General features: G+C 57.3%; 22 protein-coding genes and 1 pseudogene. 6 read left to right on the top strand and 17 right to left on the bottom strand.

Annotated features, from left to right (window positions below):
- Window positions 1–245: 245 nt before the first annotated feature.
- Window positions 246–626 (bottom strand): hypothetical protein, encoded by a 381-nt coding sequence (locus GGQ85_RS01655; protein ID WP_309773052.1) that lies wholly within the window; start codon window positions 624–626, stop codon window positions 246–248.
- Between the two features lie 633 nt (window positions 627–1,259).
- Here GGQ85_RS01655 and GGQ85_RS01650 point away from each other — a divergent pair.
- Together GGQ85_RS01650 and GGQ85_RS01645 are read left to right on the top strand one after the other, a co-directional pair.
- Window positions 1,260–1,517 carry a hypothetical protein gene (locus GGQ85_RS01650; protein WP_309773051.1) on the top strand — a complete coding sequence of 86 codons (258 nt, stop codon included), beginning with the start codon at window positions 1,260–1,262 and terminating at the stop codon, window positions 1,515–1,517.
- Between the two features lie 241 nt (window positions 1,518–1,758).
- Window positions 1,759–1,950, top strand: coding sequence for a hypothetical protein (locus GGQ85_RS01645; RefSeq protein WP_309773050.1), 192 nt, complete (start codon window positions 1,759–1,761; stop codon window positions 1,948–1,950).
- Window positions 1,951–2,238: 288 nt separating this feature from the next.
- Here the strand turns inward: GGQ85_RS01645 and GGQ85_RS01640 are convergent, their stop codons facing one another.
- Window positions 2,239–2,445, bottom strand: coding sequence for a (2Fe-2S)-binding protein (locus GGQ85_RS01640; protein ID WP_374708832.1), 207 nt, complete (start codon window positions 2,443–2,445; stop codon window positions 2,239–2,241).
- Window positions 2,446–2,648: 203 nt separating this feature from the next.
- On the opposite strand from GGQ85_RS01640, the gene GGQ85_RS01635 reads away from it, so the two are divergent.
- The 3 genes from GGQ85_RS01635 (at window position 2,649) to GGQ85_RS01625 (ending at window position 5,212) form a co-directional block, all read left to right on the top strand.
- Window positions 2,649–2,879: a helix-turn-helix transcriptional regulator gene (locus GGQ85_RS01635; protein WP_309773048.1), complete on the top strand. Its 231-nt coding sequence runs from the start codon at window positions 2,649–2,651 to the stop codon at window positions 2,877–2,879.
- A gap of 335 nt (window positions 2,880–3,214) precedes the next feature.
- Window positions 3,215–3,400 carry a hypothetical protein gene (locus tag GGQ85_RS01630; RefSeq protein WP_309773046.1) on the top strand — a complete coding sequence of 62 codons (186 nt, stop codon included), beginning with the start codon at window positions 3,215–3,217 and terminating at the stop codon, window positions 3,398–3,400.
- Window positions 3,401–3,718: 318 nt separating this feature from the next.
- Window positions 3,719–5,212, top strand: a complete 1,494-nt coding sequence (locus GGQ85_RS01625; protein ID WP_309773044.1) for an OprO/OprP family phosphate-selective porin — start codon at window positions 3,719–3,721, stop codon at window positions 5,210–5,212.
- Between the two features lie 784 nt (window positions 5,213–5,996).
- Here GGQ85_RS01625 and GGQ85_RS01620 read toward each other — a convergent pair.
- From GGQ85_RS01620 to GGQ85_RS01575, 10 genes are all read right to left on the bottom strand, one after another.
- On the bottom strand, window positions 5,997–6,686 hold the full coding sequence (locus GGQ85_RS01620; RefSeq protein ID WP_309773043.1) for a hypothetical protein: 690 nt from the start codon (window positions 6,684–6,686) through the stop codon (window positions 5,997–5,999).
- A 229-nt stretch (window positions 6,687–6,915) separates the two neighbouring features.
- A complete protein-coding gene (locus GGQ85_RS01615; RefSeq protein ID WP_309773041.1) occupies window positions 6,916–7,536 on the bottom strand; it encodes a hypothetical protein in 621 nt (206 codons plus the stop codon).
- 13 nt (window positions 7,537–7,549) lie between these two features.
- On the bottom strand, window positions 7,550–8,071 hold the full coding sequence (locus tag GGQ85_RS01610; RefSeq protein ID WP_309773039.1) for an HK97 family phage prohead protease: 522 nt from the start codon (window positions 8,069–8,071) through the stop codon (window positions 7,550–7,552).
- 109 nt (window positions 8,072–8,180) lie between these two features.
- The gene (locus tag GGQ85_RS01605) at window positions 8,181–8,846 is read right to left on the bottom strand and encodes a hypothetical protein (RefSeq protein ID WP_309773037.1); all 666 of its coding nucleotides are present in this window, start codon (window positions 8,844–8,846) and stop codon (window positions 8,181–8,183) included.
- Window positions 8,847–9,155: 309 nt separating this feature from the next.
- A complete protein-coding gene (locus tag GGQ85_RS01600) occupies window positions 9,156–9,752 on the bottom strand; it encodes a DUF4376 domain-containing protein (protein WP_309773035.1) in 597 nt (198 codons plus the stop codon).
- A gap of 105 nt (window positions 9,753–9,857) precedes the next feature.
- Window positions 9,858–10,583 (bottom strand): hypothetical protein, encoded by a 726-nt coding sequence (locus GGQ85_RS01595; protein ID WP_309773033.1) that lies wholly within the window; start codon window positions 10,581–10,583, stop codon window positions 9,858–9,860.
- A 170-nt stretch (window positions 10,584–10,753) separates the two neighbouring features.
- Window positions 10,754–12,475: a DUF3987 domain-containing protein gene (locus GGQ85_RS01590; RefSeq protein ID WP_309773032.1), complete on the bottom strand. Its 1,722-nt coding sequence runs from the start codon at window positions 12,473–12,475 to the stop codon at window positions 10,754–10,756.
- Between the two features lie 266 nt (window positions 12,476–12,741).
- On the bottom strand, window positions 12,742–13,299 hold the full coding sequence (locus tag GGQ85_RS01585) for a hypothetical protein (RefSeq protein WP_309773031.1): 558 nt from the start codon (window positions 13,297–13,299) through the stop codon (window positions 12,742–12,744).
- Entirely contained in the window at window positions 13,296–13,502 is a 207-nt protein-coding gene (locus GGQ85_RS01580) for a helix-turn-helix transcriptional regulator (protein WP_309773187.1), read from the bottom strand. The genes GGQ85_RS01585 and GGQ85_RS01580 overlap by 4 nt, the downstream gene beginning before the upstream one ends.
- A gap of 233 nt (window positions 13,503–13,735) precedes the next feature.
- Window positions 13,736–14,923 carry a tyrosine-type recombinase/integrase gene (locus GGQ85_RS01575; RefSeq protein WP_309773029.1) on the bottom strand — a complete coding sequence of 396 codons (1,188 nt, stop codon included), beginning with the start codon at window positions 14,921–14,923 and terminating at the stop codon, window positions 13,736–13,738.
- A gap of 168 nt (window positions 14,924–15,091) precedes the next feature.
- Between GGQ85_RS01575 and GGQ85_RS01570 the strand changes: the two are divergent.
- Window positions 15,092–16,040, top strand: a pseudogene (locus tag GGQ85_RS01570) (GGDEF domain-containing protein); the annotation flags it as partial.
- 18 nt (window positions 16,041–16,058) lie between these two features.
- Here GGQ85_RS01570 and GGQ85_RS01565 read toward each other — a convergent pair.
- The 5 genes from GGQ85_RS01565 to sufC form a co-directional block, all read right to left on the bottom strand.
- Entirely contained in the window at window positions 16,059–16,463 is a 405-nt protein-coding gene (locus GGQ85_RS01565; RefSeq protein WP_079446802.1) for a HesB/IscA family protein, read from the bottom strand.
- A gap of 59 nt (window positions 16,464–16,522) precedes the next feature.
- A complete protein-coding gene (locus GGQ85_RS01560; RefSeq protein ID WP_079446803.1) occupies window positions 16,523–16,903 on the bottom strand; it encodes a DUF59 domain-containing protein in 381 nt (126 codons plus the stop codon).
- On the bottom strand, window positions 16,900–18,144 hold the full coding sequence (locus GGQ85_RS01555; protein ID WP_079446804.1) for a cysteine desulfurase: 1,245 nt from the start codon (window positions 18,142–18,144) through the stop codon (window positions 16,900–16,902). Before GGQ85_RS01555 ends, GGQ85_RS01560 begins: the two co-directional genes overlap by 4 nt.
- Window positions 18,145–18,285: 141 nt before the next feature.
- A complete protein-coding gene (sufD, locus tag GGQ85_RS01550) occupies window positions 18,286–19,608 on the bottom strand; it encodes a Fe-S cluster assembly protein SufD (protein WP_309773025.1) in 1,323 nt (440 codons plus the stop codon).
- 64 nt (window positions 19,609–19,672) lie between these two features.
- Entirely contained in the window at window positions 19,673–20,422 is a 750-nt protein-coding gene (gene sufC, locus GGQ85_RS01545; protein WP_079447019.1) for a Fe-S cluster assembly ATPase SufC, read from the bottom strand.
- Window positions 20,423–20,530: the final 108 nt, after the last annotated feature.

Below are 20,530 nucleotides of genomic sequence, written 5' to 3'. Positions count from 1 at the left end.
CAGCTGCGCGTTCGTTTGAGCTGCGGACAAAGCTACGGAGCGGAAAGGTAGCGCGGAATAAATGGTCTAGCGCCCACGTGCGTCGTGAGAGGCGAAATGACGCATTTTAGGTTCAGTTCAATTAATTTAAGGAACTAACGTAAGGGAACTGAGTTGGAAGCGCGCCGATCAGACCGCACGCCGCTGCTGCGCTCTCCTCAGGATCAATAGCTCTCATGTCCATCGACCAAGCCGGTAAGACCTCGCTACCTTTTGCGGGCATAAAAGCTGCCTTTGAAGGCACCGGTTGGGGATGGCTTTTGATTGCGATAATCGCCGTTATCGCTGCGGACACCCTGCTCGCGACCGGAGCTTGGGTCGCTGTCGGATACTTCATTGGAAAGTAGATCGGCTGCCGGAGTGAATATCTGGACGATTATATAGGCAGCTTGGTTCACGACCAGACACGCGATTATAGTGGCAATGCCGCTCACGGCCCCGAAATCGTTCCTGTGTAGGACGGCAGCAGAGGCGAGAGCGATCAATATTGCTATGGGTACAAGAGTGAAGACTTTAAAGCGCAATCCTGCGGCCGCACCTATCAATGCGCTGGTAACTACCAAAACGGCGATGATAACCTGGTCCATTGCTCGATGCTGCTCGCCCGTCGAATTAGCAATTTTTGATCGGGGTTGCGGCTCTCCCCATCCCAAGTTTCACCAGTGATCTTGTGACGTAAACATCCCGTCACCTTGTGACTTAAATATTAAGACAACAAGTACGCGAATCCGTACCTTGATTTCGCGTAGCCTGATTATAGTTTGGCGACCGCCAAGACTTGCCCCGTAGCTCGTCTTTTGATGGTCGCCGCCTTGTCTTTGCTCGCCCGGGCATAGGAACGCCGCTCATCCGACCGCATTGATAATCTGGAACGGGTTCCACACCCCCCTGTGATCCCCGAACCCAAGTTGGCCCGCTTAGACCCTCCGTCCGGCGGGCCAGTTTGTACATCCAACCTATCGCACAGCACGCATCAACTGCGCCGGCAAAGCCGCCACGTCCAATCCCTGGGATCAGACCGTCCTTAATAATTCGGTCAAAGGTAGTTGGCGACACGCCGACATAACTAGCGGCCAACGTGCGCGACAGTCCGCGGGGCCAGTGGAAGTTTGTCGATATCTTTCATTTTTCCTCCTTCTCCGACTGGCCAACCAATACAATGTATCGGCCGTCCGAGGCTATCCGCCGCGCTGTCGAGATCGGGCTGAAGGGGAAACGAAATGAGTAAAACGCCCGGGGAATACGAACCACGTAAGCCTATTTCGAAAGAGGCGCGTGAAGCTCGCAAAGTGCTTCGAGACGCCGACGCAAAATCGGCAATGATTGAGCACGCGAACGCAGCAAAGGCATTCGACAAAAATCGCGAGCGTCTAAGGGCCGAGCGGCTGGCTCGTGAGGCCGTCGAGCCACCTCCGCCGCCTAAGAAGAAAAAAGGCGGGATAAAAAGACGAAGGGCAGCTAATGCCTGCCAGAGCTAGTCACATACCTACTCATCGAGAGCGGAGCATCTTGCAGATTCTTCACGAGCGAGGGGGCGAGCTACATAAAAGGCAGTTCCAACCCGCGGCGGTAACAATCAACAGAATGATCGCAAAAGGCTGGATCGAGGTCCCAGCGGCCTCTACGTTTCGCATTACGGCGGCAGGCTTAGCAGCGATGAAGGCAAAGATTCCAACTTCTGCGGCGAGGCACTCCTTCGAGCCCTAAAATGACCCACACGTGGTGGTCGGCAAGATGACTGGAAGCGAATCAAGATCACTAGCCGTTAACTCTCGTGTGATTTGGCACGGCGATAGCAAGGACGCCGGCACGGTTATCGAAAAGGATTGGGCCGGTGTCACCATCAAGTGGGACAACCGAGAGCAGCAAAAGATCCTGCATAACGACATGGCCATGGTGACCAAGGCCTAGAACGAAGTGCCTGATTAAATCGTCTCCTTGGGCCCTTTTGTATTGCCTGCAAGATCTGTCTGCGTGCCCACAGATGAGGGTGACCATGCAACAGTTCTGGCGGTGGCTGAGAGCCGAATCGCGCCGGATGGATTGCCAGACCCAGCGCTGGCATTTAGCGCGGGCGCCATCGCATGGGTGATTACAAGTTTTCTGAGAGCGATCTTCGCCTGATCCGTCATTCGTCTTGCGCCAAATCGGCGCTCACACGGCGCTTTTCGGCCTGGATCTGCTCGACTTTTCCGTGGATTACGGCGTGACGGCGCAGCATTCCCGCGCACAGGTGCCGAGCGCTTCCGTGATAATCGTCTTGATGGTCCGGGCACATCGGCCGCATTCGGCACTGCATCCGAGGCACCCGTAAACCTGCTTCGCGGAGCGCGGCAAATCTTCTGCTGCGGTGACAACAGCGCGAACGTCGTGATCGGTCAATACGTTACAGGAACAAACGATCATGAAAACCGGACCCGATGGGATGACGATTTGCGGATCGATATTGTTAGGCCATCCCGCGAAACGCAAAGGAAAACCCGCTTGTTTCGAGCAATTCCAAACTGCGGGATTCCGCAACTCTGAGCCGCGAAAAACCCCTGATACCGCGAGTTGGCGGCGAGAGCGAAGGTACTTTTGAAAGGTCTAAGCGCGCGTAGTACGAAGCTATGATCACACCCGAGCAGATTCGAGGCGCGCGAGCCATGCTCAACATGAAGCAGGCTGATTTGGCGAAAGCGGCCAATATTTCCACGGCGGCGTTACACAACATTGAACGAGGAGCGGCGATCCCAAGGGCTGCCACCTCAGCCTCCATCCAACGCGCTCTCGAAGATGCGGGTGCACAGTTTATCCCTGAGAACGGCGGTGGCGCCGGCGTCCGGCTCCGGAAACGCTGACATTCACAGCCGTCGTGGCAAAAAAATTTGCAACTAGGGTTCAAAAGCCGGCCGCCCGAACGTCATACTACTGAGGGGGTCGCGAACCCCGCCCATAGGGGCTTTCTTGGAACGCTCTTCTGCCCCGCGCATTGAATCGCCCGGAACGGGCTCGTGCGAGACCCATGATCCCTGAACCGATCAGGCCCGCTGTGCCTCAGACCGGCGGGGCTTTTCGCGGGCTTCGCTCAACGGTGTCGCCTCGCGTAGCTGTCATCAAATTTTGACTCGCACAGAGTAAGTCAGAGACACAAAATACATCCCCTCTTTCGTCTAAAAGCGGGAGAAGCACCCCCATGTCCAAGCAACCCACCACCCTGCAGGAACGCCTTGCGGCATGGGCCGACGAGGTTCGAAAACAGGCGGAGACGATGGCGCCCGGGCCAGAACAAGACGCGTTGCTCAAGAAAATCGCACAGGCCGACCAAGCCACAGAACTTTACAATTGGATCAATTCGCCGGAGCTTCAACCACCGAAATGACCGTCACGGGACGGTTGGGACTTATTGCGCCGTTATCTCCCCGCCGGCCTTCTCCCAAACTTAAACATATTAACCGGCTCACGTAACTGCGGTAAGCCTTGCTGGCGTTCCGGATAAATGAACTCTTCCCCGCGAAGCCATCGCCCGCACTTCCCCTCAAAAATTCCCCTCTCGCACCAGTTGCGCCGGTAACGCAGCTGCGTCGGGTGGCGGGGGAAATGGTCGAACGGAATCGGTCCTGTGTTCTCACGCCTGTCGTACACCTGTAATGGAACTATTTTAGACGGGCCCCAAGTTTAAGAAATTGGGAGGGGTCTGATGCTGCCGCGACGCAAGAACCGAAACATTCGTCAATCCGGAACGAAGGTTGGTGCATTTTCTCGGGAAGGGCCGTTTCGGCACAAGCCCAGATGGGTAAGCACAAAGTCGTTTCTTGGAGCGATCGCTCTTGTCGGCGCGGTTAGTGCTGCACAAGCGAACGCACAGGTTGTAACCCCGGAGCAGGTCGAAGATCTGCAAAAGCAAATTAGCGTGCTGGAAAAGAAGCTCGAAAGCGTTCAGCACAACACCTTCCTGAACGCCAGCGCCGGTTATATGCCAACAAAGGGGACGTTCGCACCGCCGGACGTTCTGGTGTCAATGAAAGGCGGCGCTCCCCGCTTCTGCACCGCGGATGGATTCAACTGCGTCGGTCTCACCGGCCGCCTGCACTTCGATGTCGGGGGCTATAATTACACGCCAAATTCGTCTGCAACCGTGCCGCAGGATCTGCAGGACGGCGTCAACGCGCGCCGCGCACGTATCGGCATCACCGGCATATTCGCACGCGACTGGGTATATGCGTTGATCGGTGAATTCGGCGGCTCTCAGGACGGCACGGGGACGATCAACAACGCCTTTTTGTCGTACAAGGGCTTCGAGAACACGAGCATCGACATCGGCTACATGAAAGTGATGTGGAGCCTCGAACAGGCCACCAGTTCGAACAACATCACATTCATGGAGCGCTCCTCTGCGCAAGTGATGGCTGCCGACCTTGGCGCTGGAGGCCAACGCGCCGCCGTCGGGGTCATCAAATACGACAAGTGGTGGTGGGCCGGGGCCTACCTGACGGGGCCCGAGCGCGCCTATGATCATACGCTGCGCGTACCCTATTCAGCGGTTGGCCGCCTGGTTTTCACGCCGATCAACACTGATGTGGCTACCTTCTTGTTCGGCGGCGAGGTGCTCTATCTAGCCGACACCGGCGGCGCCCCTGGCGTCAATGACATCCGGTTGCGCGAACGCATCGAACTTCGCATCGATCCGACCCGGGTGCTCGACACCCATAACATTGCTAATGTCGATGACGTCCGGGTGCTGAGTGCCGAAGTCGGCGGCGCCATCGGCCCTTTCCATGCACAAAGCGAATATTTCGACTACAGCGTCTCCCGCTTCGGAAATACCGATCTCCATTTTAAGGGGGGCTATGTTCAGGCCGGTTATATTCTTACTGGGGAGAAGCGCAAATACCTCCAACATGACGCTGCGTTCGGCGGCGTCCGCCCGAGCAACCCCTTCGTTTGGGATGTGGCAGGCGGTATCGGCGCTTGGGAGATCGCGGCGCGCTACAGCTACATGGATCTCAACGACAACCTGGTGTTCGGGGGAAAGCAAAATAACGTCACCGTCGGCCTAAATTGGTATCTCAACGACAACATGCGCGTTATGTTCAATTGGATCCACGGCACGATAGCGAAATCCAACCTTCCCGGTCAGGATCTCGGCGCTAAATGGGACGCCTACGCGATGCGCACCCAGTGGGCATTTTGAGACCCCTATAAAGGCAGCAAAAAAGGCGGCGCTCCCGTGCTTCGCAGATTCTCCACTTGCGAGGTAATTGATCGAGCGCAATCGCGGCGCCTCTGCCCGCCTCGATCAGTAGCAGAAGCGGGACATCGTCGTCGCCCCTTCCCGCAATCGTGCCTTCAGCAGCTAGGTCTCAGAAAAGTCCAAGCGCCTGGGCGACGCAATTTCAAATGGATGGAGGGACCCACTACAATCCGCTCTGAGCGCACACGCTCAGAGCGAGGCCCAAAGCTCTAACAGCTCGGGTCATTTGTGAAGGAGCAGCGCTCACGGAAGACAAGGTGGGGGCGAAGGCCACTATAAGAGGGCCCATATCCTCTGCGGTGGTATGCAGGGGTATACCCCCCGCCGGAGTCGTAGGCCAGATAAACGCGACCTTCATAACCCCGATCACCTTTGCCGCTTTCGTTTTTACCGGAAAAAGCGAGCGCTGAAGTACTCAGTATCGTTGTCGCACAAATCGCAATCAAAAGGTATCTCATTACCAAACTCCAATCACGATTGAGGGGAACTTCGCGCTTATTTCATCTATACGTCTGACCTGTCATATTACTGTAATGTAAGTTTCTTATAATTGGGTGCCCAAAGAAGTGTGTCAATCTAAAACGAGACCTTCAGCCTGCGACTCAGTGTCATGAAAAGGCGCGGGCAAGGGTCGTTCGCAGATGCGAAGACATCCGCTTTTGATCCGATAATCCGATTGCGCTGAGGCCGCAGGTTTTGCCTTACTCGTCGTCGCGACCTTGTCCTAAGCTGGCCACCGGGACGCCGGACGCTTTCCTACGTTGGCCTTGCGATCGGAGCGTCGCATATTCGGACCAATAGGGCTTCGATAGCCGCCGCATTGGGCCGCGTACCAGTTCATCATCTTCGAAAAATGGCCCAGCAAACGATCAGCCGTGACAGGGCCGTTATTACCCGCCACGTTTTCTAGCAGCTTCGCGACGCCCTTACGCTTGAGTTCGACGAATGGACGTTTGCTAAAAGCCGGGATCGCATGTTTCCGCAGAGATCGTTCGATTTCGCCGCGATAGCCGGGTTCCTCCACCTGTACGTATCTCTTGAGGAAAATCTCCATGACCTCCCTGAAAGTGCTGGGGGCCTCGGTTAGCACCGGGTTCTCATAATATTTGCGGGCGGCCATTTTCGCCTTCTTAACGCTCATCTTCGGAAAGGTGCCGAGCTTATAGGTGAGCGCTTTGCTCCCTACGTAGGTGACCACCTGGAACATTTTCGTACCGCCCGAACTGAACACGAGCTTCAGGGCGAGCCCTCGTTCCATCGAATCGAAGTAAGCGATCTGCTCTGGGTGCGATTTGCCCGCCCGATCTTTCTTTTTGAGGTACGCTTCCAGGGCGCGGTCCCACGTGAGATCGCGTACCCACGCATCGGATAGTTTCTGTGATGGCATTTGGTGACCTCGGATATTAATCCGCATGTCAATTTAGTAGATACGCAAACGTATGTCGCGCCGGCAGCATGATGATAATCTATCTTGCTGAAAGACAATCGCGACCTCCCCTCACCCCTGGCCACAAGCCTCCCATCACGCGACGCTACGAAGTCGAGCATAAACTCTCGCGCATCCTCGACCTCTCGTCTCGTCGCCCCCAGCCGCGCCAATACCTCCATGGTCGCGCGCCAGTACCTCTCCGCCATTCGTGCGATCAGCCATGACGCGCGTGATAAAGAGCGATCGATTCAAAATCAATCGAGTGCCCCTCGAACTTACCAACTGGCAGCAGGCGGGTCGCGTTCGAGAATGTCAGTCCGTTCACCATCCAGCGATTATGAAGTTCAAGGCGTTCCGTAACCGTATCAACAATAGGCAAGCCTTCAGCTTCGCCCGCAAAGCATCTCTTGCTCCATGACGTGGTCGCATCATCAGCCGCGTCGGCGAGTATACATAGCTCCAAGATCTTTGCCGCTAAAGCCGGATATTCACTATTTATACGTTCGACAGCGACTTCCACCTTGGTACTCGTGGCGGCGTACTCGGCACTAATCGCGGCCTTGCGCTCCTCGGCACGCGCCTCCTCTAGCCGTCGATTCAATTCGGCAACAGCGGCATGGGCGCGATCGAGAGCTAGGCGCGCCCTGGTCGCTTCGTCTTCGGCTGCGAGGATTTCTGCATCATTGCCAGTGAGCAGAAGATCGCTGCGACGCTGTTGAGCGGTGGCAAGGCTGGTCTCCAGTGCGGCAAGATCGTACTCTGAGAGCGCCGCCTCGATGTCGGCAACGGTGTTGATATCGGCCTCGGTCAGAATTTTCTTCAAGCGAGCAAACATTCCAAAACTCCTTTCAAACGACGCCCGCCATCCGTTGGCGGCATCTCATTCGTGCTTTCGTTGCCTCGGCTCGGAGACTTCCGATACCGCCAGACACGACGACGCAGGGATACTGCTCAGCCTTATCAGCCTTGCGAATCTGCGAACCGGCATCGGCAGGGATGGGGACTGCGCTAATCTCAAGCGGCTCCCAATCCACCACACGCCATTCATCATCACTGTCTACGTTTTCGGTCTTCTCAACCCGATGAATTGCATAGCCGACTGATACGTTGCGAATGATGCCGTCACGGATCTTGCTAACAATGTCAGCATCGCCTGACGCGTTTGATAAGCGGACACGAGCAATGCCCTTACCGCCCTTAAGCTTTGCCGAACCAGGTACAACGCTTCCAATAACATCGCTCAAGTCGGAATCAGAATGGGTGTTCAGGAATGGCGCGCCAGCGTTTACGCGATCGAGGCGCACGGCGGATGGTGTGACAAGAAGTACTTCGGAGTAGAAGCGATCAGTGCGCCAATCGAAGCGGCGCACGGCAGCGCCTGTAGTCCAAACAACCTCAATAGAGTTGTCCTTCTCGTCAAGGACGACGCGCGAACCTCCGCGGACCTACCGAATTTGGGGAGGCTTGCAATTATCTTAGTCATGAAGGTTCCTGTGATTGGCGTAGCGAACCAAACGGCAAATGCCGCTCAATCAATTCGTGGCAGGTTGCGCCGTCGACGATCGCGCCTTCAGCAAGTTTGTCGGCCAACGCATTGATCGCGGCACGCACGTCGCACCGATCAAGCAGCTTCAACGCAAGCAATTGTCCTTCTCGGAATACAGCGCGCGCCGCGTCGATACCGGCGCTGAGGCCGGTGGCCGTCCAGGCAGTCAACGCCATTTTACATTCATCGCATCCGCCGAACTCGAACGCGCAAACGCGGCTCAGATAGTCTGATTCATCGAGTAGGCTTAAGGTGATCCGACGATTTAGCGCGGCAGCCTCTGCTGCTGGGGCAGCCCAGAGAATAGCGATACGCTCAACCGGAGATGACGTGCAGGGCATCGCGTAGATCACCCGCGCGGGAGGTGCGGCCGATGCAGATTCGATCTTAATGGAGGAGCCGTGAGCGAAGACGGCGTGAGCGGCTTCGTGAATGCAGGTGGTTCGTTCGATCTGATGATCTTCAATTTCGGAAATGATAGGCCCGTTCACGCCGGCGATGTCGAAAGAAACGTCGACATTAGATGGCGCGACGTATCCTCGCCGGCGGGATAGACCGGTCCCGCAGCAGGCTCGCTGCACTAGCTTTGGTTTACTCATCGGACTCTCCAATCTACGCGTCCTTTGATCGCGCGATTTCCTTTTCGCGACTGCGCATGGGGCAGCCCGTTCGAGCGCACGCCCTTTGCCCGTGGAGGATCCGCGCGGTCTTCAAAATCATCAATGATTCCAAAAGGAAGGAAGTGGCCTAGTAAAAAATTTGCAACGACCGAGATTTCGGGGTTGCCCGCACCCGCACCTATCCGGGAGGGGCCAAAAGGAACCTAGACCGGGGGGTAGCCCTACCAGCCGCTCAAACGCACATGCCCCATATGCCCCACCACGCTCCGTGGTAGGCGAAGGCGCCAGCTAACCGACGAAAGCCGCGTCTATCTGCTCGCGAGTTGTGATGGTGCCAGCGTCGATGTCGTCTAGAATTGTCTCTTCGATTTCAAAGCAGTCGTTGACGTGAGCCAACACAGCATCGCTAATCGTGATGATGGTTGCTGCGTCGATCGGCACGAAGCCAGAAGCCGTTTTCCATTTCGTGGTGAACCCAGGTTTTGCGTCGGCTTTGTTGCGGGCGCCTGCGATCAACAGCTTGGATCGATCATCGGTGGCGACAGGAACACCAGAAACCGTTATGCCGCCGATCTCCTTGGCGCATCGCTTGGAGGACGCGTAGGTTGAAAGCATCCCGGCGGGGTACTGAGCAGCGAACACCTCAGCCAGTTCTGCAAGAGACCCGATCGGCGTAGGCCCACCGCCAGCGTCGCCGATGCCCTTGTCCGCTATACAAGCGAGCAAAACATGAACGAGTTCGAGGCTTGATAACTGTGGGATAGATCGTCCGCATCCCTTCGGGAGTACGCCAGCGTCACTGGCTGCTACCAATAGCGCGTTGCAGCGGCCCAGGTTCAAGTTTAGCCGACGCGAGATGATCCGCGCTGCGTCGCTCTTATTCATTTCTGAAGCCCATTAGTTCTGGAAACAATTGATTTTGGGGCAACGGGGCGAATTGCCCCTACAATTACTAAAGGGATTGGGCGGCTTACGAGCGTACATTCCCGCTCAAGCGGCGGCTTTTCTTCCCTCTTCCGCCAGCGTCGCATTCAACGCGATCACGGCCGTTCGGACCTCTCTGCGCGCCGATCGCGTGGCGTATTGCCCAGAGAATCCGAGGTATTCCCCGATTTCTAATAGGGTGCTATCGGAGGCCGCCATATCAAGGACGGTGCATGTTTTGATACCGAGCCTCTTACGCAACCGCTCGGCATCCATCGCACGCGCCAATTCCGCCTGGGCGTCGGGCGATGGCTTTGCGTCGAAGTTTTCGGTATCAGCCTTGTCGCTTAGGCGCTGGCGTGCATCACCGAACTCTGCGTCCGGACCAACCCATGCGTGCCCGCTCCAGATTTTTACCAGCTTGTTGCCAGCCCAACGCGTCATGCCATTCTTCTCGGCGTAGACAAGTTGCTTCGCTGAAACGTCGATTATTTCGCAATCAAGGTTCGGAAGTGTTGCAGGCTCGCCCGCCTCAGTGTCATCCTCATTCTGCGGCTCGTTGTCGTTCGCAGCCATGCGAGGCGGTTCGCTTATGGCGCGCCAGAGCTTGAGCGCAAAGAATGTGGCTTCATCCTTCTCGCGTTTGGCCCACGTCATGCAAGGTGCCTGCTCGTGATGCGGGGCGTGTGTGGCTGGTGCGGTTTGCAGCCAAGCCCGCCTTGCTGCGAGCCCCTCTGGTGTGTCCGGGAAGTCGGTGGCGCGAATGGGCTGGTTATCGTTTGCGTAAATCATTGTTTGGTCCTCATACTTTTACGGCCGACCTTGCGGTTTTGGCTTCAACTGTCCGCGAGTGTCCCTTGCGCGCGTAAGTCAAAAGTTGAAAAAACCGTCCCTTGAATATAAAAAGGGTGGATTCTGCTTTATCTGTCGCGCGCGCAAGGGCCACTCGCGGCCACTTGTTGTTACTGCAGCGATTCCGAAATGATCTTTCGTACCGCTTCTCGTTTTGCCTTCTCGGTTTCGGCACGTTCAGCGAACAGTTTGTGGACTGATGGAAGAACCTGCCACATCGATGAGTCGCGCCGATGCGATGGCACTGGCTGTATCCAACCGAATGCATCTAGTTGTTCAAGAACCGTCCTGGCCTCGTCGTTATCCATTCCCCGCATAACGCGGTCGCCACGACGGACATCGCGGATCGTGATCGTGTCCAATTTGTGTGCGAGGATATAACCCGCCGTTGCCAAGACGTGATCGTGGCGGTCGGCCATTCCAAGAACATCGACATAAAACGCGACCGCATGAGGCAAGAGGAACTCTTCCAAAAAAGCCGAGGCTCGCTTTGCCGTGTCTTCTTTTATGACGGAGGCTGGCCGGCAGCCCTCGCTCTCGACGCAGTGGAAAACAATGCAAAGGCGAGCGAAGAGGCCGTCATATTTTCCGAGATGCGAGGCGAGCTTCTTATTTACTGCCTCCCATGCGCACTGCATTTCGAAGTAACGCTGCGCCAGGGCGCTTCGTAGATCCTGGGCAGTATCGTCGAACCGAAGCGGCACCTCAATGAGGCTACTGAGGTTACCCTCACCTGTTGGCCTCCGCAGACGCGTCAGGCGAGCAACCATCGCGTCGTAAGCCGCTGCTGCATCAGGCATCGGCTTATCTACGCCCGCACCAGCAGCCCCGAGAACGATTGGAAACAACCGTTGCAGCAGCCCGTCATCATGAGCGTCGGCAGCCAGGGCGCGGATCGGCTCGGGTTGGATTCCGCCAAGTAGAGATACCGAGAGATTTTCAATCAGGGTCGCGCCACGGCTGATACGGTTGACCGTATATGGACCGCCGTTAAACGCCTGAAGCCAAAAGCCACGATCCTTCGCTGCGCCCCGTCCGGACGAATATTTGTCCATCGATCCGAACCATCCGGATAACTCGTCCTGTAAACACAAAACGCCGTCCGGACTGTCTTTCAAAACCTCCTGTGCCGCCTCGATCGTCGTGTCTTCGAGGCGCAACCGAATGTGCTTTGGAGGCGCCGTGTCTTTCTTAACGTCGGGAGGCAGTGCATCATACTTACGGCGCGCTTCTTGGTATTTGCGGAACAAGTCGCTGTCTAGGCGCTTCAGTGGCGCAGCAGCCGCCGAGATCAGAGGTGACTTCTTCGTTGAAGGATCACCGATTGGAGCGACCCAAAGCCGCGCAGATTCCAACCAGTGCGGATCATGGCGTTTCACCCGAAGTTTGATGGAGTCCGGAATCGCGGCTGCACAAACGGCCAAAGCCGCAGCAGCTAGGCCGCCGGGATCGACGCCCATCAGCTCGCCCTGTGCGCGGGCAAACTCTTCGATTACCGGGGGCAACAATCCGGTAGGAAGCGGCGGATGTGCGCGCCGCTGCCATAGGTCGACAGGTGCGCTGTCGGAGACGAAATTGTCGTTGGCCGCCTTACGCTGCTGATCCTCTACAATTTCCTTCGCGACAATCGCCTGCCGCATCCATTCCATTATTTGTGGGTTGATCTCCTCCTCGAAGGCAACCCAGTTCTGGGTTGCCTCACCGCGGCACGGTAGCGTCGACGGATCTTTGTAGACGTACGGCGTGGCCGTGAAGGTGGGCGTGTTGATGTCGCCATTGAGGTTGTCGTCGACGTTGTCGCAAATACTGGTCTTAGCTTGCGCGGGGTTCATGGCGAGCGCCTTTTACGAGGTTAAAGATCCGCTCGACGGCCGCGCGGTCGAGCGTTGCGTTGCGTGCAAACACACAGCCGTTCCGCGTGATTTTCAGGTCGTGCAGTCGGATCCCAGCGGCAACCTCAATTGAGGCTCGCGCAAGTTCGTTCCCGCCATAAGACGGCGTCACTGATAGTAATTTCATTGGTTTAATCTCTAGCTAGATTGGTCGATGCACCCGGCTACAGCGCCAGTCGTGCGGCAGGCTGGCCTGTCATGGCCGATTAAGCGGCTTGAGTGCACCCTTCCGTGGCTTCGGTGCAAACCTTGCGAACGAATTCGTCTCGTTGATCCAGGGAGAGCACATTATTTTCGCGCAAGAATTCTAACATCATGTCGCAACGGCGTTGCAATCTGCTGTTCTCTTTCGTCAGTCGATCGACCTCGGCATGAAGCCAATCGATTTCGGCAATTAGCGCGCTGTCGCGATCTCCGAGGACGTTATCGAGTCCGTTAGTAACGGACTCCGCATCACGGTTCTTTTTCGAATGCCGGGCAACACGCTCGGCGGTCGACGCGCGAATGCCAGCAAGCGTCTTTGTTCCCTTCGCGATGCCGATTAACTCGTAGGCGCGAGACCGGCCGATTTCGTTTTCAATGAGCCAGCCGTCGAATGGAATCTTCGCTGCGGCAAGATGCTTCTTGGCGTCAAGCAAGCGAAGGCCGGCAGCGCGGAAGTGGTCGGCTGCCTTATCCGCGGCTCGGTCACCGGCATCTATGCGCGCTTTGATTTCCGCCGCTAATGTGTCGAGCGGAACGTCGGTCGTGGTAAGGGCGTTCATATCGCATCCCCCCTACCGGCCAGCGGCTTGTTGCCATTCACACCGCGCGCAGCCACGCGGGCGTTGATCCATTCGGCGATTTCAGATTTGACAAAGGCAACGCGGCGATCCCCGAGCGGGACAGCCGCGGGGAATCGCCCCTCGGCGCGGTATCTGTTCAGCATCGTGCGACTAAGGGACGTGAGTTCGCACACACGTTTCATCGAGACGAGGCAAGCCTCGCCGGAAGGCGGATTTTGGGATTGCATAGGATTGATTTCAGTCGGGTAACTTGAACCTAGCCAACTGAAGGCGTTAGGCGTTACCGAGGAAACCGATGGCACTTGCCGGGCCGAAGCCTTCACTGGCAATCATGCCTGCCGCTGAAGCGGCTCAGGTTGACAATAGATATAACATGGGCTGCCAAGTTGTAGCCTATAGCCCGTAAAACTTCTAATTATTTTCCGGTGTCCAGGAAATCCGCCCACGCCTCCATCAACTCGCGGCGGCGTTTCAGGGCATCACCGCGGCGATACGCTCGCTCAGTCTCATCGCCGACGAGGTGTGCCAGCGCCGCCTCTGCCAATTCTCTCGGGAAATCCGTCGCGTCGCCTGCCCAATCTCGAAAGGAAGATCGAAAGCCGTGTACCGTCGCAGCACCGCCCTCGTGGGCGCGGATCACCGTTCCGAACGTTGCGTTCGAGAGTGGACTCCCGTCCCTTGCTCCCGGGAAAACAAAGTCGTTCAAGCGCATTACCGCCATTTCTTTAAGTATCTCAAGAGCGCGGTCGGATAGCGGGACACGATGCTCCCGTTTACCCTTCATTCTATTGGCGGGAACCAACCAAACGTCACACTGAATCTCGGACCAAGTTGCGCCGCGCGTTTCGCCGCTGCGGGTGGCAGTCAAAATCAAAAATTCTAGCGCGCGGGCAGCGATTGTGCTGGTGCCGCGCAGCCGCGCTATGAAGGCAGGCGCGTCTCTATAGGCCAATGCCGCGTGGTGGCCGCGCGTGGAGCCGTCCGGCTTGTGCAAAACGTGCTCTAGATTGCCCTTCCATGTCGATGGATTGTCGCCGCTACGCAAGCCCTCGACTCGGGCGGCGTCAAGGACGCGCTCAATGCGCCAACGCAGTTTCTCGGCAGTTTCCTGCTTCGTTCCCCATAGCGAACGCAAAACCGAAAGAACGTCTGCAGTATCGATATCGGCGATCGGCTTGCCGCGGATCGAGGCGCAGTGCCTTGTTAAAGTATTGCGCCAACCTGCCTCCGTTCGGGCACCGCGCCACCGCTTCGCTTTAACCGCGTCGTCGATATACTCGTCGGCGTACTGCCCGAAGGTCTTTACGTCATCTTTACCCTTTGCGGCCTCGATAGCCTCAACCGCGCGGTTGGCCAGCGGATCGATACCTCGCCTAATCAGCTCCCGCGCCCGTTCTGCTTTCTGACGGGCCTCAGCTAGGCCGACAGTGTGTAACGGCCCCAAACCCATTTCCCGGCGCTTGCCGCCGAACCTGTAATCGAGAGTCCAGTACCGACCATTGCCTTTCGTTATGAGCCAGAGACCGCCGCCATCGCGCAATTTGGCCGCCTTGCTCGCAGCAATCGCCTTAACGGTCAGAACATTTCTAGTGTGGATCCCCATTTTGGATTCTAACTATCCTTACCTGCTTTTTCCCCGCTATTGGTGTATGCGCTAGTAGTAATCGTTATGGACGTTATGGACAACGGTTTTAAGTTATACCTGTGAATTAAGGGCTTTTCTGCTTGTCCATAATGTACACGTTGGCAGCATGGTTATGAAGAAATATCCCTCAGCAGGATCATTAATGAGACGCTGGCGCGCAACGGCACGCTGAGCGATGCCGACCTCGAACAGATCTACGAAACCTATCTTTCTCCGATGAGGACTACCGAACGCATCGATAAGCTCGGTGCGCGGGTCATCAATGAGATCGACGACGTGATGGCCCTCATCGCCGACGTGCTCGGCTTGACGGCCGGTTTCGATGATAGCCTGAAGAGCGCCGCCGAGAAACTCGGTGCTGCCGGTAGCCGCGAGGCTGATGAAGTCAACCCGGGAGATGCAGGAAACCAACAAGGCGCTGGAGAATCGGCTGGATCTCTCGAAGGTCGAGATCAGCAACCTTCAGCATAGTCTTGAGGCCATCAGAGCCGAGAGCATGACAGATCCTCTTACCGGTCTCGGCAACCGCAAGTATTTCGATCGAGCCGTGGCGGATGCCGTGGCGCGGGCGACTAATGAAGACAAGCCGCTGTCACTCCTGATGTTCGACATCGACCACTTCAAGTTGTTCAACGACAACTATGGACACCTGACCGGTGACCAGGTCCTGCGGTTGGTCGCAATGTCATTGAAGCAGACCATCAAGGGCCAGGACATCACCGCGCGTTACGGCGGTGAAGAGTTTGCGGTTGTGCTGCCAAGCACCGCGCTGAAACAGGCGTTGGCGGTCGCGGACCATATTCGCCGCGCCGTGATGGCCAAGGAATTGAAGAAAAAATCGACTGGTGAGATCCTGGGTCGCGTCACGGTCTCTATCGGTGTCTCGATGCTTCGCCGCGGCGACACCCCGGATCTACTGATTGAACGCGCCGATGCCTGTTTGTACGCTGCCAAGCGCAACGGCCGCAACCGTGCCGTTTGCGAGACTGATCCAGAATATTTCGCTGACGCCGAAATCGCGTGGCCCGACGCCTCTTCGCCCGCCAAAAACGCCGACCGTGATTGTCCGTTGTAATAGGCTTGAGTATCGCGACTAGCCGTCGATTTTAGCGGGCGCGAGCTGCACGGATTCACCGCACCCGCAGGCTGAAACCTGGTTCGGATTGTTGAAGACGAACTGGGCTTGCATCTTTTCAGCCTTGTAGTCCATCTCGGTGCCGAGCAAGTACAGCACGGCCTTGGGATCGACAAGAATCTTGACGCCCTTGTCCTCAACCACTTCGTCCGTCGGCTTGATATCGTGGGCGTACTCCACGGTGTAGGATTGACCGGCGCAGCCACCGTTCTTGATACCGACCCGAAGGCCGACGATTTCCGAATCGGCTCGCGCCGCAAGTTCCTTGACCCGATCCGCGGCGGCGTCAGTCAACCGCATGACCTGTGGACGAGGCCGGGGTTTCGGCTTGGCTGCTGGTGTGCTTGGCGTCATGTCTGTCATCTGGTCAATCCTGACGGCGATTCAAGCCCGATCATAGCATCGGGACGGGTGTAAGATAGTCACCACATATTCAGGACGAGGCGAGCCTCGTCGGTCATCCGATCGGGCATCCAAACAGGTTCCCAGACGATGCTGACATTGACCACCCCAACGCCGGGAACGCTTGCGACGGCGTTTTCAACCATGGTCGGCAGTTCGGCCGCCGACGGACAGCTCGGCGACGTCAGCGTCATCTCGACGTCGACAGCGCGATCGTCCTTGATGTCGACTTTGTAGATCAGGCCGAGTTCATAAATATCGGCCGGAATTTCCGGGTCGAACACGGTTTTCAGCGCGGCCACAATCCCCGTGCCCATACGCTCGGTTTCATCCGGCGCCAGCGCTGAGCTGGTCTGCATGTGGCAGGTCTTGTTTACAACCATTTCGGCTACGTCGCTCATGAGAACAACTCCCGTGCCTTGATCAGCGCTTGCGCCAGATGATCGACTTCCTCGCGGGTATTATACATACCGAATGAGGCGCGGCAGGTCGCTGAAACGTTGAACCGCTCTAAAAGCGGCATCACGCAATGCGTCCCGGCGCGAACCGCGATACCGGCGCGGTCGATCACGGTCGCAACATCGTGGGGATGCGCACCCTTCATCTCGAACGAGATCACGGGCCCCTTGTCGCGGGCAGTGCCGATGATGCGCAGCGAGTTGATCTCCCGCAGCCGCTCCTGGGCATAGGTCAGAAGATCGTGTTCGTGCGCCGCGATGCGCGCCTTCCCGATCGAATTGACGTAATCGATTGCGGCGCCAAGCCCGATCGACTCGACGATCGCGGGCGTGCCTGCCTCGAACTTGTGCGGCGGATCGCCATAGGTGACCCAATCCTGCGCGACCTCACGGATCATCTCGCCGCCGCCATTGTACGGGCGCATGGAGACGAGATGATCATGCTTTGCATACAGCGCGCCGATACCGGTCGGACCGTAGAGCTTATGGCCGGTGAAGACATAGAAGTCGCAATCAATGTCCTGCACGTCGATGGCAAGATGCACCGCAGCCTGGCTCCCGTCCACCAGAACCGGGATGCCGCGCGCATGAGCCAGCTTCACAACGTCCTTGACCGGAACGACTGTGCCGAGCGCGTTCGACATCTGCGTGATCGCCACGAGCTTCGTCCTCGGCGACAGAAGCTTTTCGAATTCCTCGATGAGGAAATTGCCTTCGTCGTCGACGGGAGCCCACTTGATGACGGCGCCGTGGCGCTCGCGCAGAAAATGCCATGGGACGATGTTGGAATGATGCTCCATGATAGAGAGCACAATCTCGTCGCCCGCCTTGATGTTCGGCTCGCCCCATGAAGATGCCACGAGGTTGATCGCCTCGCTGGCATTACGGGTAAAGATGATTTCCTCGGTCCGTCTTGCGTTCAAAAACTGCGCGACCCGCGCGCGGCCGCCTTCATAGGCTTCGGTTGCGGCGTTGGCGAGATAATGCAGCCCGCGATGGACGTTGGCATATTCAGTCTTGTAGGCCTCCGTCATTCGGTCGAGCACGGCGTTTGGCTTCTGCGCCGAGGCGGCGTTGTCGAGATAGACCAGCGGTTTGCCGTAAACTTTCATCGCCAGCGCCGGAAAATCCTCGCGCACGCGCATGACATCATAGGAACCGTTGGCAACCGCCGGATGCGTCATATCACTCCACGTCCATATCCATCGTTCCGGAGTCGGGCCTTGAACCGCTCCCGTGTAAAGGAACCGCTCTCGTCATTGCGGCTTGCGATAATTGGCGTCCGCCGGTTTTCGCGGTGCAAAGCAATACGAGACCCTGTCCATTCACCCTCTTGCCGCGAGCCACCGCTCGGCGGCCTCGATAACAACATCACGCAAGCCATCATCGGCAACGGTTTCGACCGCTTCGCCGACAAACGCTTGAATCAAAAGCGCCTGCGCTTCCTTTTCCGAAAGACCGCGTGCACGCAGATAGAACAGCAGGCTTTCGTCGAGTGCGCCGATTGTCGCGCCATGACCACAGGTGACGTCATCAGCGAAAATCTCAAGCTCGGGCTTGTTGTCGGCTTCGGCGCCATCGGATAGCAACAAAGCCCGCGTCATCATCTTGCCATCGGTCTTTTGCGCATCGGGCCGCACGATGATCTTGCCCTGAAACACCGAGTGCGCCTGATCGTCCAGAACGGCGCGGAACACCTCGTTGCTGCTGCAATGTGGTACGGCATGATCCAATACCAGCGTCGTATCGCCGTGCTGGCGACCATTGAGCAGATTGACGCCGTTCACGTCTGCGTGAGACCCCTCACGGGTGAACTTGATGAAGCCTTGATATCGGCTCACCGCCGCGCCGCTCGTGAGATTGAGGGAGTTGAAACGCGCGTTTGCGCCAATCGTGACGATCGCGGTGGAGATGTTAGCGGCATCATTGGCATCTTCGACAAGGCGAACATGTTGCAGTTCGGCGCCGTCGCCAATCCACAACACAACCGAGTCATGAGCCTGATAGGCAGCGGCACCCTCGGCTGCGACGAAACTTTCAACCAGCGTGGCGTGTGCGCCATTTGCCAGCCGCAGCAACGAACGCGTGAATGCCGCGGTGTTGGATTGGGTGGTGATATGGACGATATGCAGCGGCTTGGTCAGCTTCGCATTTTCGGCCACATCGATGACAACGCCATCGGTGGCCATCGCGGTGTTGAGCGAAATCATCGTATCGGATGCCGCGGTGGTGATCAGCAGATCGGCGCGAGCGGCAACGTCATTGCTCTCCAGAATGTCACGTAGCGCCCGCACCTCAAGGCCAGTTTCGGGCGCCTGATCGGATAGCTGCGGCACGAATACTCCGTCAACCAGCACCAGCTTGTGCATAGCGTTCGCGCCACGCGCGATGACAGCCTTGGCCGCGCGCGCCAATGCTGCCTGATCAGGCTCGGCAGCAAGCGGCGCAATCTCGCGCAACAGTGTGCGCAAGTCGGTGTATTTCCATTCTTCAATGCGCCGGTACGGCAGACCTCGCCGAGCGAAATCGTCGAATGCGACCTGTCGCGCTTCGCTCACCGGACCGGATCCCGGCAAACGGTCACGCGCCGCGGCAAACAGTTCTGTGGTCGCGCGTTCCGTAGCCGGCTTTGCCAATGCAACATCCATCATCAAATCCGTTCAGATCGTATTTTCCGCATGATCTCGTCCGAAACCGAAGGCCACGTCCGAACTATGCTTCCTCGAATTGTGCATATCCGGACGCTTCGAGCTCCAGCGCCAAATCCTTGTTTCCGCTCTTCACGACACGGCCCTTCGACATCACGTGCACGAAGTCGGGCACAATGTAATTGAGTAGCCGCTGGTAGTGCGTGATGACGACCATAGCGCGATCCGGTGATCGCAACGCATTGACGCCGTCGGCCGCAACACGAAGTGCGTCGATGTCCAGTCCGGAATCCATTTCGTCGAGGATGCATAGGCTAGGCTCGAAGAGCGCCATCTGCAGCACTTCGTTGCGCTTCTTCTCGCCGCCCGAAAAGCCGACATTGATGCCTCGGCGCAGCATGTCCTGCGGAATGTTCAGGGAGGCCGCGACGTCACGCACCTTCTTCAGGAAGTTTGGCGTCGAATATTCGCTCTCGCCGCGAGCCTTGCGCTGCGCGTTCAACGCGGTGCGCAGGAAGGTCATGGTGGCGACACCGGGGATTTCCACGGGATACTGAAAAGCCAGGAAGACGCCTTTCGCCGCGCGCTCGTCAGGCTCCATCTCCAGCAGGTCCTCACCCTTGAACAGGATTTGACCGCCGGTAACCTCGTAGCCGGGCTTGCCCGCGATGACATGGCTCAGCGTCGATTTGCCGGAGCCGTTCGGCCCCATGATCGCATGAACTTCGCCCTTGTTCACAGTCAGCGACAGGCCGTGAAGAATTTCACGCTCCTCGACACGAACCTGCAGGTCTTTGACTTCAAGCAACGGCATCATTCATCCTTCGCTATCGTTACGTCATCGCGAGGAGCGTGCTCGTGCGGCGAAGCAATCCGGCGTTTCCATCGGTAGATCGCTTCGTCCAGCGCAAAACCGGCACAA

The organism is Nitrobacter vulgaris (assembly GCF_031453995.1).
In the GTDB taxonomy this organism is placed as follows: Bacteria; Pseudomonadota; Alphaproteobacteria; order Rhizobiales; family Xanthobacteraceae; genus Nitrobacter; species Nitrobacter vulgaris.
Note: the sequence above shows the minus strand (reverse complement) of the source record. Positions and strands in the feature narration are given on the sequence as shown.